12 protein-coding genes and 2 rRNA genes (1 of these 14 only partly in view) are annotated in these 16,591 nt (G+C 40.6%); 13 read left to right on the top strand and 1 reads right to left on the bottom strand.

The annotated features are described in order from the left end of the window. Together PQ456_RS19405 and rrf are read left to right on the top strand one after the other, a co-directional pair. Positions 1–1,864, top strand: a 23S ribosomal RNA gene (locus PQ456_RS19405); it begins 1,059 nt to the left of the window's first position. A gap of 64 nt (positions 1,865–1,928) precedes the next feature. Next, positions 1,929–2,045, top strand: a 5S ribosomal RNA gene (gene rrf / locus PQ456_RS19400). Between the two features lie 344 nt (positions 2,046–2,389). On the opposite strand, the gene serS is transcribed toward rrf, so the two are convergent. Further along, positions 2,390–3,673, bottom strand: coding sequence for a serine--tRNA ligase (serS, locus tag PQ456_RS19395; protein ID WP_273613678.1), 1,284 nt, complete (start codon positions 3,671–3,673; stop codon positions 2,390–2,392). Between the two features lie 867 nt (positions 3,674–4,540). On the opposite strand from serS, the gene PQ456_RS19390 reads away from it, so the two are divergent. The 11 genes from PQ456_RS19390 (at position 4,541) to gltX (ending at position 16,478) form a co-directional block, all read left to right on the top strand. Beyond that, the gene (locus PQ456_RS19390) at positions 4,541–5,002 is read left to right on the top strand and encodes a CtsR family transcriptional regulator (RefSeq protein ID WP_204827244.1); all 462 of its coding nucleotides are present in this window, start codon (positions 4,541–4,543) and stop codon (positions 5,000–5,002) included. A 27-nt stretch (positions 5,003–5,029) separates the two neighbouring features. Then, the gene (locus PQ456_RS19385; protein WP_273616361.1) at positions 5,030–5,554 is read left to right on the top strand and encodes a protein-arginine kinase activator protein McsA; all 525 of its coding nucleotides are present in this window, start codon (positions 5,030–5,032) and stop codon (positions 5,552–5,554) included. Between the two features lie 13 nt (positions 5,555–5,567). Beyond that, positions 5,568–6,641 (top strand): protein arginine kinase, encoded by a 1,074-nt coding sequence (locus tag PQ456_RS19380; protein WP_204827245.1) that lies wholly within the window; start codon positions 5,568–5,570, stop codon positions 6,639–6,641. 20 nt (positions 6,642–6,661) lie between these two features. Next, positions 6,662–9,157 (top strand): ATP-dependent protease ATP-binding subunit ClpC, encoded by a 2,496-nt coding sequence (gene clpC / locus PQ456_RS19375; RefSeq protein WP_273613677.1) that lies wholly within the window; start codon positions 6,662–6,664, stop codon positions 9,155–9,157. 198 nt (positions 9,158–9,355) lie between these two features. Then, positions 9,356–10,723 carry a DNA repair protein RadA gene (radA, locus tag PQ456_RS19370; RefSeq protein WP_204827247.1) on the top strand — a complete coding sequence of 456 codons (1,368 nt, stop codon included), beginning with the start codon at positions 9,356–9,358 and terminating at the stop codon, positions 10,721–10,723. A 12-nt stretch (positions 10,724–10,735) separates the two neighbouring features. Further along, on the top strand, positions 10,736–11,812 hold the full coding sequence (gene disA, locus PQ456_RS19365; RefSeq protein WP_204827281.1) for a DNA integrity scanning diadenylate cyclase DisA: 1,077 nt from the start codon (positions 10,736–10,738) through the stop codon (positions 11,810–11,812). A gap of 55 nt (positions 11,813–11,867) precedes the next feature. Continuing rightward, positions 11,868–12,578: a CDP-diacylglycerol--serine O-phosphatidyltransferase gene (gene pssA / locus PQ456_RS19360; RefSeq protein ID WP_069328328.1), complete on the top strand. Its 711-nt coding sequence runs from the start codon at positions 11,868–11,870 to the stop codon at positions 12,576–12,578. Between the two features lie 105 nt (positions 12,579–12,683). Continuing rightward, entirely contained in the window at positions 12,684–13,676 is a 993-nt protein-coding gene (locus PQ456_RS19355) for a PIN/TRAM domain-containing protein (protein WP_273613676.1), read from the top strand. A gap of 127 nt (positions 13,677–13,803) precedes the next feature. Beyond that, positions 13,804–14,502, top strand: coding sequence for a 2-C-methyl-D-erythritol 4-phosphate cytidylyltransferase (gene ispD, locus PQ456_RS19350; RefSeq protein WP_273613675.1), 699 nt, complete (start codon positions 13,804–13,806; stop codon positions 14,500–14,502). Further along, positions 14,499–14,978: a 2-C-methyl-D-erythritol 2,4-cyclodiphosphate synthase gene (gene ispF, locus PQ456_RS19345; RefSeq protein WP_273613674.1), complete on the top strand. Its 480-nt coding sequence runs from the start codon at positions 14,499–14,501 to the stop codon at positions 14,976–14,978. The genes ispD and ispF overlap by 4 nt, the downstream gene beginning before the upstream one ends. Positions 14,979–15,017: 39 nt before the next feature. Continuing rightward, positions 15,018–16,478: a glutamate--tRNA ligase gene (gltX, locus tag PQ456_RS19340; RefSeq protein ID WP_273613673.1), complete on the top strand. Its 1,461-nt coding sequence runs from the start codon at positions 15,018–15,020 to the stop codon at positions 16,476–16,478. The last annotated feature ends 113 nt before the right edge of the window (positions 16,479–16,591 follow it).

Below are 16,591 nucleotides of genomic sequence, written 5' to 3'. Positions count from 1 at the left end.
TGTGTTAAGTGGGAAAGGATGTGAAGTTGCACAGACAACCAGGATGTTGGCTTAGAAGCAGCCACCATTGAAAGAGTGCGTAATAGCTCACTGGTCGAGTGACTTTGCGCCGAAAATGTAACGGGGCTAAACACACCACCGAAGCTATGGCTTGATACTTTGTATCAGGGGTAGGGGAGCGTTGAATGAAGATTGAAGGTGTACCGCAAGGAGCGCTGGACCTCATTCAAGTGAGAATGCCGGTATGAGTAACGAAAAGATCAGTGAGAATCTGATCCGCCGAAAACCCAAGGATTCCTGAGGAAGGCTCGTCCTCTCAGGGTAAGTCGGGACCTAAGGCGAGGCCGAAAGGCGTAGTCGACGGACAACAGGTTGAAATTCCTGTACCACCGAAAGCCGTTATGAGCAATGGGATGACGCAGGAGGATAGTGACGCGGACTGATGGATGTCCGTTCAAGCAGTGAGGCTGGTATGTAGGCAAATCCGCATACCCCAAGGCCAGGCTGTGATGAGGAGCGAAAATTATAGTAGCGAAGGTCATGATTTCACACTGCCAAGAAAAGTCTCTAGCCAGGAAGCAGGTGCCCGTACCGTAAACCGACACAGGTGGGTGAGAAGAGAATTCTAAGGCGCGCGGAAGAACTCTCGTTAAGGAACTCGGCAAAATGACCCCGTAACTTCGGGAGAAGGGGTGCCCCGGTAGTGTGAATAGCACGAGGGGGCCGCAGTGAAAAGGCCCAAGCGACTGTTTAGCAAAAACACAGGTCTGTGCGAAGCCGCAAGGCGAAGTATACGGGCTGACGCCTGCCCGGTGCTGGAAGGTTAAGGGGAGTGGTTAGCGCAAGCGAAGCTATGAACCGAAGCCCCAGTAAACGGCGGCCGTAACTATAACGGTCCTAAGGTAGCGAAATTCCTTGTCAGGTAAATTCTGACCCGCACGAATGGCGTAACGATTTGGGCGCTGTCTCAACGAGAGATCCGGTGAAATTTTAATACCTGTGAAGATGCAGGTTACCCGCGACAAGACGGAAAGACCCCATGGAGCTTTACTGCAACTTGATATTGAACTGGGGTGCGATTTGTACAGGATAGGTGGGAGCCGTAGACATCGGAGCGCAAGCTTCGGTTGAGGCGCCGTTGGGATACCACCCTGATCGCATTTGAGTTCTAACCTCGTACCGTGATCCGGTACAGGGACCGTGTCAGGTGGGCAGTTTGACTGGGGCGGTCGCCTCCTAAAGTGTAACGGAGGCGCCCTAAGGTTCCCTCAGAATGGTTGGAAATCATTCGAAGAGTGTAAAGGCATAAGGGAGCTTGACTGCGAGACAGACACGTCGAGCAGGGACGAAAGTCGGGCTTAGTGATCCGGTGGTACCGCATGGAAGGGCCATCGCTCAACGGATAAAAGCTACCCTGGGGATAACAGGCTTATCTCCCCCAAGAGTCCACATCGACGGGGAGGTTTGGCACCTCGATGTCGGCTCATCGCATCCTGGGGCTGAAGTAGGTCCCAAGGGTTGGGCTGTTCGCCCATTAAAGCGGTACGCGAGCTGGGTTCAGAACGTCGTGAGACAGTTCGGTCCCTATCTGTCGTGGGCGTAGGAAATTTGAGAGGAGCTGTCCTTAGTACGAGAGGACCGGGATGGACGCACCGCTGGTGTACCAGTTGTTCCGCCAGGAGCATCGCTGGGTAGCTACGTGCGGAAGGGATAAGCGCTGAAAGCATCTAAGCGTGAAGCCCCCCTCAAGATGAGATTTCCCAGTATGTAAGACCCCTTGTAGACGACGAGGTTGATAGGTTGGGGGTGGAAGTGCCGCAAGGCATGGAGCTGACCAATACTAATCGGTCGAGGGCTTATCCAAATAAGCTAACACGCGATGGTTTTCGTTTTCGGATTCAGTTTTCAGGGAGCAACACACCTGCCTGTTTGGTAATGATGGCGGAGGGGTTCCACACGTACCCATCCCGAACACGACCGTTAAGCCCTCCAGCGCCGATGGTACTTGGACCGCAGGGTCCTGGGAGAGTAGGACGTTGCCAAGCAACGAGCAAGACCCAAAAGAGTGATTCCTGATTGAAGGAGTCGCTCTTTTTTTGTTCTAATTATCTTTCATAATAAGTAGATACTTGTTCGGCAGAGTTTTAAGAGAATTATTAAAATAATTAAATTAGTTGAAATAAATAAAAAGAACACTTCTTTCGAGCAAAAGAAGTGTTCTTTTTATTTATATGCTATTTTGTATGATTCTGTTTTTTACATATAGGATTTCTTTTATAAATGTAGATCTGTTGATTCCGCTATTTCACCTAATCAAATCATTATAATTAAATAAATATGAAGACCGTTTTTAAAAGATAATTATAAAGTTTTTATAAGGCATACATATTTATAATTGCTCTTTGTGATTTAAATAAGGGCGAAGTGCAACAGGGATATAGATACTTCCATCTTCACGTTGATGATTTTCTAGCAAAGGGATCAGTATACGCGGTGAAGCTACAGCTGTATTATTAAGAGTGTGACAATACTGAAGCTGTCCCTCGTGATCTCTATAACGTATATTAGCTCGTCTAGCTTGAAAGTCATGGATATTAGAAGAAGAGTGAGTCTCACCATAACTTTGTCTGCTCGGCATCCATGTCTCAATATCATATTGTTTGTAGGTTTTTTGAGACATATCGCCTGTACATACGGCTACTACTTGATAAGGAAGTTCTAGCAATTGAAGTAATTCTTCTGCATTTGCTGTAATCTCTTGATGAATTTGCTCAGATATCTCGGCATTAGCTTCACAAAAGATAACTTGTTCGACTTTAGCGAATTGATGAACTCTATAAAGTCCTCGTACATCTTTACCGGTCGATCCTACTTCACTACGGAAATTCTGAGAAACTGCTGCTAAACGAATAGCACCTTGAGACAGATCAATGATCTCATCTTGATAATAAGATACAAGAGCGACTTCAGAAGTTCCTGTTAACCATTTATCTTCGTTCTCTATTTTAAATGTCTGCTCAATGCCCAAAGGGAAAAAAGCTGTATTACTTAATGCAGAGCCTCTCACCAATGTAGGTACTTCCATAGGAGTATATCCTTTGGCTAGTAGTGTATCTAAAGCAAGTTGTTGAACCGCTCTGTGTAATAGAGCACCTGCCCCTGTTAAATAGTAATTGCGGCTTCCTGCTGTTTTGACTCCTCTTGTAATATCTATCATCTGATGGATTTCGCCTAGTTCGATATGATCTTTAAAAGGAAATGCAAACTGTTGTGGTGTTCCCCATGTACGAATAACGATATTATCTGCGTCTGATTGACCGATCGGAGTATCTGGAGAAACATAGTTAGGGACTAATTCCATCAATCGAGCATACTGTAGTTGAACAGATTGACTGGTTTGTTCCAATTGCTGAAGTTGTAGATTGATTTGTTTCACCTGATCTTTAAGCTGGTGGACAGTGTCGGTAGACAATACCGATTTATTTTGCATATGGCTACTGATTGTCTGTGTTAATTGGTTTCGTTGTTGACGGAGTTGTTCGATTTGTTGCAAGTACTGATTTTTAAGTTGAGCTTTTTCAAGAAGTTCTGCAATAGATATACTTATTTTCTTTTGATCTGCGACCTCTTGTAAGGCTGTAGCATGATTTTTAATATACTGGATATCTAACATAAAATAACCGCTCCTTTTTTCCTAATATAAAGGTAAAATGCACAAAAAAGCTCCTCATCACTTGGGACGAGGAGCTTTTTGCTCGCGGTGCCACCCAACTTGATCAAATACAGATAGTGTATCTGATCCTCTTAGGTTTCGCGATAACGGGCGAAAACCGTTTAACTTAGGAAATAGCAAGCAGTGACTATTCGCTTATGCTATCTCTTGGCGAAAACGCCTCCAGGTTGGATTCCTTTCGATGGCCGTTTCAATATATTGAATTTGTTGTATTGTAACATATAGTTAAAAAAAGTGTCAAGGTCTAGTTTTTATCAAAATTAGATATTAGGGAAATATTATCAGGGGCCAGTCTTTATGAAACTTAAATACTACAAGAATGATATTAAGCCAAATACTTCCAGAACGATATTAAGAATAGTAAACGATAGCAAGAACTATATATTATAAAAACGATATATCATCAGATTATTAATATTTAATTCAATTGTGAAAAACTAAATTCTAAAAAATATGATTTTCTGTATTATATTTTGCTGTAACCCCTTGGCAAATTCTGAAAATATGTTATAATTAATTTAAAGTCAAAGAAAGTCAAAGTCAGCGCATAGTCAAAGTAAGGATGAATACAGTTATTAGATGACGTGAATATGCCTGATGATTTGATGGTAAATAAGATTTATGAACTTTTGATTATAATGATCAGATTATTCATGAATCTATTGTTGTATCATCAAATGCTGTCTTCTTTGGTTTCTTACGATTAGGTTTATGGTTAAGTGATATTTATCTGCTATTTTGAACTTATGATAAATGGGTCAAATTTAGAATAAGTAAATGTTTTAAAACATGATGGAGGAATATACAATGCGTAATATCTCCGACATTATCGAACAATATCTAAAACGAATGCTGCAAGATAGTGGAGAAGGAGCAGTAGAAATACAGCGTAACGATTTAGCTGATCAATTCTCTTGTGTACCTTCGCAGATCAATTATGTAATTAGTACACGTTTTACATTGGAAAAAGGATATCTGGTTGAAAGTAAACGTGGTGGCGGTGGCTATATTCGTATACGGCGTCTTGAATTGCCTGCTCAAGCTATCCTTCATACTCATATTCATGAAAGTATTGGACAGCATATGAGTCAGACAGCTGCTGAAGGTTTACTATACCAGTTGCTAGAAGCTAGAGTGATTTCTAATCGTGAAGCGGAACTGATGCGTGCAGCAGTATGTAGAGATGTTATTTCGATCAAGCTTCCCTACAGGGATGAGATCCGTGCAAGAATGATGAAGGCGATGTTGATTGCATTGCTTCGTCCCTAATCATTCGGGAGAAAGGGGCAATACATGATGATTTGTCAAGAATGTCAGGTAAGACCGGCAACTCTTCATTTTACAAAGATTGTAAATGGTGAAAAAAATGAGTTTCATATCTGTGAAACTTGTGCCCGTGAAAAAGGTGAATTGATTCCAGGAACTTCAGGAGGCTTTTCGATTCACAGTCTACTGTCAGGGTTGATGGATTTTGATTCAAGCAGTAAAGGGCAACTCGCCGGTCAATGCAGTGAAGATGTCCATTGTGAAGAATGTGGTATGACATATACTCAATTTCGTAAATTAGGACGATTTGGGTGTAGCTCTTGTTACAAAACGTTTGATAATCAATTAGATCCTCTTTTTAAAAGAGTGCATGGTAGTACTGCTCATGCCGGTAAGCTTCCTAAACGAGGCGGGATCAAAGTAAAAATCAAACGTCAAATGACTGACTTGAAGCAAGAGTTGAAACAGCGTATTGCTGATGAGGAATTTGAAGAAGCGGCACATTTAAGAGATGAAATACGCGAGCTAGAAAAACAAATTTCACAGGAGTCATAAGGAGGAATAACTTATGCCGAATCTCCGTTTTACAGAAAAACCTTTGAGCGATTGGATGCAAAAGGGCGGAGAATATTCGGATGTTGTTATCAGTAGTAGGGTGCGTATAGCCCGTAATCTGATACATCACCCTTTCCCGATTCTGGCAAATATGGAGCAGGCGCAAGAGACACGGAACCAGCTAACAGAAGTGCTTAGTAATGAAGCACTTCAAGCTCTCGGACCGTTTGAGCCATTGCTTTTGGATGAATTAGAAGATGTAGATCGACAAGTCTTGATGGAAAAACATTTGATCAGTCCGAATTTGTTGAATGACTCCAAAAGTGGAGCTGTTCTGCTAACAGATGATGAATCTGTTAGTATTATGGTCAATGAAGAAGATCATTTGCGTATTCAATGTTTGTATCCAGGCTTTCAATTGCAAGAAGCATGGGAACGTGCGACTCAGATCGATGATGCTTTTGAAGATGTAGTGGACTTTGCTTTTGATGATCGTAGAGGTTATCTTACCAGTTGTCCAACAAATGTAGGTACAGGGCTTAGAGTGTCTGTTATGCTACATTTACCTGCATTAGCTATTATGAATCAGGTAGGTCGTGTATTATCTGCTGTATCTCAAGTAGGGCTCGCTGTACGTGGGTTATATGGAGAAGGTAGTGAAGCGATCGGAAATATTTTTCAAATTTCTAACCAGATTACATTAGGTCTATCAGAAGAAGAGATCATTGATAACTTGCATAGTGTTGTGTTGCAAATGATTGAGTATGAACATCATGCTCGCAGTCGTCTACTCAGTGAATCGAAGTTACGTGTTACAGATCGCATTATGCGTTCGTATGGAATACTGTCTTATGCAACAATGATGGATTCCAAAGAAGCATTTCAACGCATTTCAGATGTGCGTCTAGGCGTAGATCTGGGTCTGATCGACAAAGCTTCGGTTACACAAATGAACGAATTAACGATAATGACACAACCGGGTTTTCTTCAGAAAACATTCGGTGTTAAAATGGGGTCAGGAGAAAGCGATATGTACCGCGCGCAATTGATCCGTAATACATTAAGTAAAGTAAACGTACAAGACTAAACCGTGGAGGTGCTTTAGATATGATGTTTGGTAGATTTACGGAACGTGCGCAAAAGGTTCTTGCGTTGGCACAAGAAGAGGCAGTTCGTTTGGGTCACAATAATATTGGTACAGAGCATATTTTGCTTGGTTTGATTCGTGAAGGTGAAGGCATTGCAGCCAAAGCACTTATCGGTCTAGGTCTTGGACTTGAAAAAATTCAAGATGAAGTTGAATCTCTTATCGGTAGAGGTCAAGAACAACCTACCAATATTGCTTATACACCACGTGCTAAAAAAGTCATCGAACTTTCTATGGATGAAGCTCGTAAATTGGGTCATACCTATGTAGGTACAGAACACATTTTATTGGGATTGATTCGTGAAGGTGAAGGAGTAGCAGCTCGTGTTCTAAATAATCTAGGTATTAGCTTAAACAAAGCACGTCAACAAGTATTGCAATTGCTTGGTAGCAATGAGGCAGTATCCAGTCATCATGGTACACCAGCAAATGTAAGTACGCCTACGCTAGATAGCCTAGCACGCGATTTGACTGCTATTGCTAAAGATAGTAACTTGGACCCTGTTATTGGACGTAGTAAAGAAATTGAGCGTGTGATTCAAGTTCTAAGCCGTCGTACCAAAAACAATCCAGTGTTAATCGGTGAACCAGGGGTTGGTAAAACAGCAATTGCTGAAGGATTAGCACAAAAAATCATCAACAATGAAATTCCTGAAACATTGCGTGACAAACGCGTTATGACACTAGATATGGGTTCTGTAGTAGCTGGAACTAAATATCGTGGTGAGTTTGAAGATCGTTTGAAAAAAATTATGGATGAGATTCGTCAAGCAGGTAACATTGTACTGTTTATTGATGAGTTGCATACGTTGATCGGTGCTGGTGGAGCTGAAGGGGCTATTGATGCTTCTAATATTTTGAAACCTGCATTGGCTCGTGGTGAACTACAATGTATCGGTGCAACAACACTTGATGAGTACCGTAAATATATCGAAAAAGATGCAGCATTGGAGCGTCGTTTCCAACCCATTACTGTAGATCAACCTTCTCCAGAAGAAGCTGTTCAGATCTTAATGGGATTGCGTGATCGTTATGAAGCCCATCACCGTGTAAAAATTACAGATGCAGCTATCGAACAAGCTGTTAAATTGTCTGACCGTTATATTACAGATCGTTTCTTACCGGATAAAGCAATTGATTTGATCGATGAAGCAGGATCTAAAGTAAGATTGAACTCTTATACGATTCCGCCAAATCTTAAACAATTGGAAAGCCGTTTGGAAGATATCCGTAAAGAGAAAGATGCAGCTGTACAAAGTCAAGAATTTGAAAAAGCAGCAGCTTTGCGCGATACAGAACAAAAAATTCGTGAAGAATTAGATACAACGAAAAATCAGTGGAAAGAAAAACAAGGTCGTACTGATTCCGAAGTTACTCCAGAAGATATTGCTGATATCGTAGCTAGCTGGACAGGAATTCCGGTAACGAAATTGAAAGAAGAAGAAACAGATCGTCTGTTGAATATGGAAGATCTATTGCATCAACGCGTAATCGGTCAAGATGAAGCTGTTATTGCTGTCAGCCGTGCGATTCGTCGTGCTCGTGCTGGATTGAAAGATCCTAAACGTCCTATGGGTTCCTTTATCTTCTTAGGTCCTACAGGGGTTGGTAAAACAGAATTGGCTCGTGCTTTGGCAGAATCTATGTTTGGCGATGAAAATGCAATTATCCGTATTGATATGTCCGAGTACATGGAGAAACATTCTACTTCACGTCTAGTAGGAGCTCCTCCAGGATATGTAGGATATGAAGAAGGCGGTCAATTGACAGAGAAAGTACGTCGCAAACCGTATTCTGTAGTGTTATTGGATGAGATTGAAAAAGCTCACCCAGAAGTATTTAACATTTTGCTACAAGTACTAGAAGATGGACGTCTTACTGATTCTAAAGGACGCGTTGTCGATTTCCGTAATACGTTGATTATTTTGACTTCTAATGTTGGTGCAGATGCGATTCGTCGTAATTCTACACTTGGATTCACCGCTGCTGTTGATTCAGGAGCAGATTACAACAACATGAAGGGCAAAGTAACAGATGAGTTGAAACGTAGTTTCCGTCCTGAGTTCTTGAACCGGATTGATGATACGATTGTATTCCACTCATTGGAACAAAAACATATTGCTGAGATCGTAACATTGATGTCTGAAGAACTTCGCAAACGTCTACGTGAATATGCTGTAGATTTCACTTTGACAGACACAGCTAAAGCATTCTTGGCTAAAGAAGGATTCGATCCTGCTTATGGTGCACGTCCACTACGTCGTGCTATTCAAAAGCATATTGAAGACAAATTGTCTGAAGAATTGCTAACTGGTGGTATTGTTAAAGGTGATACACTGATTATCGATGAAAAAGATGGTGCTTTGACTGTAGAGAAAGTAGCTAAAACAGAAGAGCCTGTAGAGAACGTTTCTATCGATACTACAGAATCAGATGAAGCAAAATCATCTAACTGAGTGTAACTTATTTCATCTAATTTACGTCTAATAAAAGGTTGGTCCTTAAGAGCAGAAATTGCTCCGGGATCAACCTTTTTGATGTTATAATAGAGAAGATGTAGCGCAAAGATGTAAAGTTTACAATATTGTTTTACGATAAAACGTATAGAATGTTAAGCTTATAATAAGTTGACATCAATATAGAGGGAGTTATCCATGGCTAAAGTCAAAACCAAGTTTTTTTGTACAGAATGTGGATATGAATCTCCAAAATGGTATGGTAAATGCCCGGGGTGTCAGTCTTGGAATAGTATGGTGGAAGAAAAAGAAAGCAACGTAAAAACGCAAGGAATGAATTCTTCTTTATTTCAAACCAAGCAGAAACCACAAGCGATTACTGAAATTGAAAGCGGGAAAGAACCGCGTATTCAGACCGGTATCGGAGAGCTTAACCGCGTCTTAGGTGGTGGTGTAGTGCCAGGTTCGCTAGTATTAGTAGGTGGAGATCCTGGTATTGGTAAGTCTACGTTGTTATTACAAACTTCACATGCACTAACACAAGCAGGACTACGTGTTCTTTACGTATCAGGAGAAGAATCTGTAAGACAGACCAAGTTACGTGCAGAGCGACTTGGAGCATTATCTGATCAGTTATTTGTACTGTGTGAAAGTAATATGGATTTAATCGAGGAAGCGATTGATCAATTAGATCCTCATTTTCTAGTGATTGATTCGATACAGACTGTTTATCAACCAGAAGTCACAAGTGCTCCTGGTAGTGTATCGCAAGTACGGGAATGTACATCACGCTTTATGAGAGTAGCCAAGATTCGTGGTGTCGCTACAGTACTTGTTGGACATGTTACCAAAGAAGGTGCTATTGCCGGCCCAAGAATGTTGGAGCATATGGTAGACTGTGTTCTTTATTTTGAAGGGGAACGTCATCATACGTACCGTATATTACGAGCTGTCAAAAACCGCTTTGGCTCAACAAATGAAATGGGTATTTTTGAAATGCATGAAGATGGATTGATCGAAGTCTCTAATCCGTCAGAATTATTTATATCAGAACGTTCGATAGGAGTAGCAGGTTCAACAGTTGTAGCTAGCATGGAAGGCACACGTCCTATGCTTGTTGAATTACAAGCTCTTGTCGCTGCGACTCATTTTCCTTCTCCACGGCGGATGGGTACAGGTGTAGATCATAATCGCTTGAGTCTCATTATTGCTGTATTGGAAAAACGAATGGGGATGTTTTTACAAAATCAAGATGCTTATCTAAACGTAGCCGGTGGGGTTAAACTAGATGAACCTGCGGTAGATTTAGCAATTGCTGTAAGCTTAGCTTCAAGCTTCAAAGATGCTCCAACCAAACCAGATGATGTGATCTTTGGAGAAATTGGATTGACTGGAGAAGTTCGCGGAGTATCTCGCGCAGAGCAGCGTGTGAAAGAAGCAGCAAAATTAGGATTTAAACGAGTGATTTTACCAGAAAAAAGTCTGAAAGGATGGAAGCATCCTAAAGGTATTCAATTAATTGGAGTTAATACGGTAGCAGAAGCATTAAAGGCTGCGTTAGATTAGGGGGACAAGATGATGAAAGAACTCGGTCAGCTTGAGAAGATGAATAATTTGTTGAAGATGGTTGCACCTGGCACTGCTTTTCGGGATGGCTTGGAAAATGTATTGCGTGCCAAAACAGGAGCATTGATTGTGGTTGGTTACAGCCCGCAAGTTAGAGAAGTTGTCGATGGAGGATTCTCAATTGACTGTGATTTTTCACCAAACTATTTGTACGAACTTGGTAAAATGGATGGAGCGATCATTTTAAGTGATGATCTAAAACGTATTTTATATGCGAATACGCAGTTGATTCCTGACTCTTCGATCTCATCGTCAGAAACAGGAATTCGACATCGTACAGCAGAACGTGTAGCCAAGCAAACCGGAGAACTTGTTATTTCAATTTCACAGCGTCGGAATATTATTACGCTATATCAGGGTAATCTTAGATATGCACTAAAAGAAATTGGTGTTATTTTGACAAAAGCCAATCAAGCGATTCAGACGTTAGAACGGTACCGGGCTGTATTGAGTCAATCTTTCACGAATTTGACTGCATCTGAATTTGAACAGTTAGTTACGATTACCGAAGTTGCAGGTGTGGTTCAACGCGTAGAAATGGTATTGCGTATTCAGACAGAGATTCGCCGCTATGTCAACGAATTAGGTGTTGAAGGTCGCTTGATTACGATGCAAATGGAAGAACTGATCGGAAATACAGAAGAAGAGTTTGTATTATTGTTAAAAGACTATGGTCGGGATACTAGCGAAGAACGTCTCAACGAAATTACAAACAGTCTTAAACGAACTACTGAAAATGAATTGTTAGATATCACTCAGATTATTAAGTTGTTGGGATATCCAACAGCAGCGGCTCAATCCGAAGAAGTAATTGCTTCTAAAGGATATCGTGTACTTAGTAAAATTCCACGTTTGCCTAATGTAATTATCCATAATTTGGTGGAACGGTTTGGAGCATTGCATCATGTGATTGCCGCTAGTATTGATGACTTGGATGAAGTAGAAGGTATCGGTGAAGTACGTGCGCGGACGATTCGAGCAGGTTTGCATCGTATCCAAGATCAAGTATTCATTGACAGACAAATTTAATTTAGCTACAATCGTGAGATGAACTGGTTAATATATCCATCTTTGAGGTGAAAAAATGATAACAAAGTCAATTCCAAACATTTGTACACTATTTAACTTATGTCTTGGAATGGTAGCTATTCTAATGGCACTGAATGATAATTACAGTCTTGCCGCCATTATGATTATAATAGCGATGTTGATGGACGGTCTGGATGGTCGTATGGCACGCGCACTTAATGCGCAAAGTGAGTTTGGAAAAGAATTGGATTCATTGTCTGATCTAGTTTCTTTTGGTGTAGCACCTATTATCATTATGTACGATATAGCATTTAAAGAATTAAATCCGGTATTAGCGATTTCGGCATCTTTAATTTTTCCTATGTGTGGAGCACTTCGTCTAGCAAGATTTAATGTACGTGCTGGAGTTCCTGGTTATTTTACAGGATTACCTATCCCAGCAGCTGGTGGTGTATTAGCTACCTTGTCTTTATTTCATAATGATGTGACTACACCGTATATGATTATAAGTACTATTTTATTGTCATATTTGATGGTAAGTCGTGTACGCTATCCTAATTTCAAAAAAGCAGGTATTCCACGTAAAGCTTTATGGTTAGCTCCTTGGGTGATTATTGCTGCTGTATTTATCGCAGTCATGTTTCCTAATCAGGTCTCCAAATTGATTTTTGTACCGTTAGCTTTATATGCATTGTTAGGCGTGAAACAAAGTATAGATCGTCTGATACGTCGTCGTTCTAAAAAAGAAAAAGAATCGCTTCGATAAACCGTTACAGCACATGTTATGCTTAAAAGCATTTATTTCTCTACTTCCCGGGAAATGAATGCTTTTTTTCATGGAAAAAATAGATTATGTAAGGAGATTACAAGCATGTGGCAACAATTAATAGGATTTCCAAAAGGTTGGATTGAAGAACAAGAAGGTATGAAAGAACTATGGATTAGTCTCGCTGTTATCGTAATTATGTTGGCTGTTGCTGTACTTAGTGTACGTAAATTAGTGCATTTTGTAGAATGCACCAAAAACCATTTATTAACTGTACCGATCTCGTTAATGATTACAGGAACGAGTGGGCTTGCGATAGGTTTACTGCTTGGATTACTTAGTTCATTTATTATGTTATGGCTAGGAAGTATAGGAGAGATTATTCGAGCGATTTTGATGACCATTTTAGGTTATGTTGGATTGCGAATAGGAATTACCAAAAGCGAAGATATTCTATCTTTTTGGAAACATGAATCTCTTGCCGAACCAGTACTATCTTCGATGAACAAAATAATCGATACCAATATAGCGATAGACGGAAGAATTATAGAATTATGTCAGGACGGATTTATCGAGGGCTCAGTACTGGTACCGGATTTTATATTACATGAACTACAATTGCTTGCAGATTCTTCAGATACGTTACGTCGTCATCGAGGAAAAAGAGGACTTGAAGTGATCGCTCATTTGCAACAACTAGAACAGGTAGAAGTCATTATCCAAAATACCCAGTACCCAGAGACAGAGCCTACAGATAATAAGTTGCTTCGATTGGCTTTGGACACATCGGCTACCTTAATTACCAACGATAGCAATCTACAACAACTGGGTCATCTCCAGCATATCCACGTGTTGAATCTGAATACCCTTGCTTCGATTATGAAGCCTATTCTGCGTGCAGGACAAATTGTAACAACAGCGATTATCAAATCTGGTAAAGAAGCAGGGCAAGGTATCGCTTATCTGGATGACGGAACAATGATTGTGGTAGAAGATAGTCAATCCTATATCGGACAAGAATGTGAAGTGATCGTGACCAGTGTATTACAAACAGCGAATGGAAAAATGGTTTTTGCCAAGTTACATCGTTCTGAATAAGCTACGATTCAGAGCCAATTCCTTTTAATTGTTGTGCTGTACCTATAGACGGGTATATTATTAAGGAATGGAGTTTGGCACTTTGATAGGATTAAAAGTGCAGGACAGTAGGCTAAGGATGGGGATTATGGAAAATAAAGCGGGTGTGATAGTTGTTGCCGCGGGTAAAGGTTCACGGATGGGCACAACAGAGAGCAAACAATATCTAAGGCTGCAAAATAAGCCGATCCTGATACATACACTGGAAGTCTTTGAACATTCATCAATTATTGATGAGATTGTAATGGTAACAGGTAAAGACGATGTACAGCGTTGTGAGGATTGGATCAAAGAGTATGGACTGACCAAAGTGAAAAAAGTGGTGGTTGGAGGTTACGATCGTCAGGAATCTGTTGCTAATGGTTTACAGTTTATACACTCTGACTGGATTATGGTGCATGATGGCGTACGCCCTTTTATAACAGAAGAGCAGATTATGAACTGTTATCATAGTGCAGTGACTTCAGGAGCATCTGTCTTAGCTGTACCGGTCAAAGATACGATCAAGCAGGTGGATCAACAGAAGCATATCGTAAATACACCGGATCGTAGTCAGTTATGGGCCATTCAGACACCGCAAACGTTTCGCAGTGCCGATCTTCAGCAAGCACACCAACAAGCACAAGATGAAAATTTTCGCGGTACAGACGATTCGATGCTGATCGAACGAATGGGTGTGACGGTAGCTGTGGTAGAAGGCAGTTACGAAAATATCAAAATCACCACACCAGATGATCTGGATTATGCGTCGTATGTATTGCAACGTAGGGGAGAGAAAATAGAATGATTCGTATTGGACAAGGATTCGATGTACACCAGCTTGTAGAAGGAAGAGATTGTATTATCGGAGGAGTTACACTTCCTTATGAAAAGGGATTGTTAGGTCATTCTGATGCAGATGTGTTATTACATGCGATTACAGATGCTGTATTAGGTGCACTAGCAATGGGAGATATCGGTAAGCATTTTCCAGATACTGATCCTGAATTTAAAGATGCAGATAGCTTGAAATTGCTTAACCATGTATGGGCGCTTATTCGTGAACGAGGATATCGTTTGGGAAATATCGACGCAACCATTATTGCTCAAAAACCTAAAATGGCTCCATATATTCCGCAAATGGTAGAAATCATTGCAAAAGCTTTGGAAGCGGAAATTGACCAAGTGAATGTCAAAGCGACAACGACAGAACAACTTGGATTTGCAGGTCGTGGCGAAGGTATTGCTGCACAAGCAGTGGTATGCTTAATCAAAGAATCATAATAAATATGAGTTGCAATAGATTGAAGGAGGAAATAACAAATGACTAACGAAATTCGAGTACGGTATGCACCAAGTCCAACAGGACATTTACACATCGGAAATGCACGTACAGCATTATTCAACTATTTATTTGCTCGCAGTCAAGGTGGCAAATTTATTATAAGAATTGAAGATACAGATATCAAACGTAATATCGAAGGTGGCGAAGAAAGCCAGCTGACGTATTTGAAATGGTTAGGCATGAACTGGGATGAAAGTATTGATGTAGGCGGCGAATATGGTCCTTATCGTCAGACAGAACGTCTAGATATCTATCGTGAATACTGGCAAGACCTGCTAGATCGTGGTCTGGCATACAAATGTTATTGCACAGAAGAAGAGCTAGAGCAAGAACGTGAAGAACAAATTGCACGTGGAGAGAATCCTCGTTACTCTGGTAAACATCGTGATCTAACAGACGAACAACGTGCTGCTTTTGAAGCAGAAGGTAGAGTTGCAAGTATTCGTTTCCGTGTACCTGAAAATAAAACATTTACATTCGATGATATCGTTAAAGGTGAAATTTCATTTACAACTGAAGATACAGGCGATTTCGTTATCGTTAAAAAAGACGGTATTCCTACGTATAACTTTGCTGTAGCTGTAGATGACCATTTGATGAAAATCTCTCACGTGCTACGTGGAGAAGATCATATTTCCAACACACCACGTCAATTGATGATCTATGAAGCTTTGAATTGGGAAGCTCCTATTTTCGGACATATGACTTTAATCGTGAACGAAAATCACAAAAAATTAAGTAAACGTGATGAGTCGATTATTCAATTTATCGAGCAATATGATAATTTGGGTTATTTGCCAGAAGCAATGTTCAACTTTATTGCTTTGCTAGGTTGGTCTCCAGAAGGCGAAGAAGAAATTTTCTCTCGCGAAGAATTGACCAAGATCTTTGATGCTAAGCGTCTATCGAAAAGCCCGGCTGTATTTGATACACACAAATTGTCTCATTTGAACAATGTGTATATCAAAAATGCAGATACCGACCGTATCACAGCACTGGCTATTCCTCATTTACAAAAAGCAGGACGTTTGCCAGCAGAACTAAGTGAAGAACAGCAACAATGGGCACATGATCTTGTAGCATTGTATCAGGAACAGATGACTTCTGCTTCAGATATTGTTGAGTTATCTGAAGTGTTTTTCCGCAGTCATTTGCAAATGGATCATGAAGCTCAAGTGATTGTGGGAGAAGAGCATGTAAGTACAGTGCTTAGTGCGCTATTAGAAAAAATCAAAGCTTCCGAAGAGTTCAGTCCTACTCGTGCAGCAGCATTGATCAAAGAAGTACAAAAAGAAACAGGATTTAAAGGCAAACAACTGTTTATGCCGATCCGCGTAGCTTTGACAGGCGAAATGCATGGACGTGATCTTAACCATACGATCTACCTTTTAGGACGTGATCGTGTAATTGAACGTCTAGCTTCTCAAATAAAAGGCTAAATGGTGAACAGACTGTATTGTCTAATCGCATAGAGTTCGTTATAATGATGACCTGAGAATAATTGTTGTATACCCATAAATAGCGATGATCAGGAAAAGTAAAATGATATTGT

This window comes from Paenibacillus kyungheensis (genome assembly GCF_028606985.1).
GTDB classification, from domain to species: domain Bacteria; phylum Bacillota; class Bacilli; order Paenibacillales; family Paenibacillaceae; genus Saccharibacillus; species Saccharibacillus kyungheensis.
This window is presented reverse-complemented; position numbering and strand designations above follow the sequence as displayed.

Excerpts from the sequence above, each read along its gene's own strand:
- serS (WP_273613678.1), bottom strand. The coding sequence starts at position 3,673 with ATGTTAGATATCCAGTATATTAAAAATCATGCTACAGCCTTACAAGAG.
- PQ456_RS19390 (WP_204827244.1), top strand. The coding sequence starts at position 4,541 with ATGCGTAATATCTCCGACATTATCGAACAATATCTAAAACGAATGCTG.
- PQ456_RS19385 (WP_273616361.1), top strand. The coding sequence starts at position 5,030 with ATGATTTGTCAAGAATGTCAGGTAAGACCGGCAACTCTTCATTTTACA.
- PQ456_RS19380 (WP_204827245.1), top strand. The coding sequence starts at position 5,568 with ATGCCGAATCTCCGTTTTACAGAAAAACCTTTGAGCGATTGGATGCAA.
- clpC (WP_273613677.1), top strand. The coding sequence starts at position 6,662 with ATGATGTTTGGTAGATTTACGGAACGTGCGCAAAAGGTTCTTGCGTTG.
- radA (WP_204827247.1), top strand. The coding sequence starts at position 9,356 with ATGGCTAAAGTCAAAACCAAGTTTTTTTGTACAGAATGTGGATATGAA.
- disA (WP_204827281.1), top strand. The coding sequence starts at position 10,736 with ATGAAAGAACTCGGTCAGCTTGAGAAGATGAATAATTTGTTGAAGATG.
- pssA (WP_069328328.1), top strand. The coding sequence starts at position 11,868 with ATGATAACAAAGTCAATTCCAAACATTTGTACACTATTTAACTTATGT.
- PQ456_RS19355 (WP_273613676.1), top strand. The coding sequence starts at position 12,684 with ATGTGGCAACAATTAATAGGATTTCCAAAAGGTTGGATTGAAGAACAA.
- ispD (WP_273613675.1), top strand. The coding sequence starts at position 13,804 with ATGGAAAATAAAGCGGGTGTGATAGTTGTTGCCGCGGGTAAAGGTTCA.
- ispF (WP_273613674.1), top strand. The coding sequence starts at position 14,499 with ATGATTCGTATTGGACAAGGATTCGATGTACACCAGCTTGTAGAAGGA.
- gltX (WP_273613673.1), top strand. The coding sequence starts at position 15,018 with ATGACTAACGAAATTCGAGTACGGTATGCACCAAGTCCAACAGGACAT.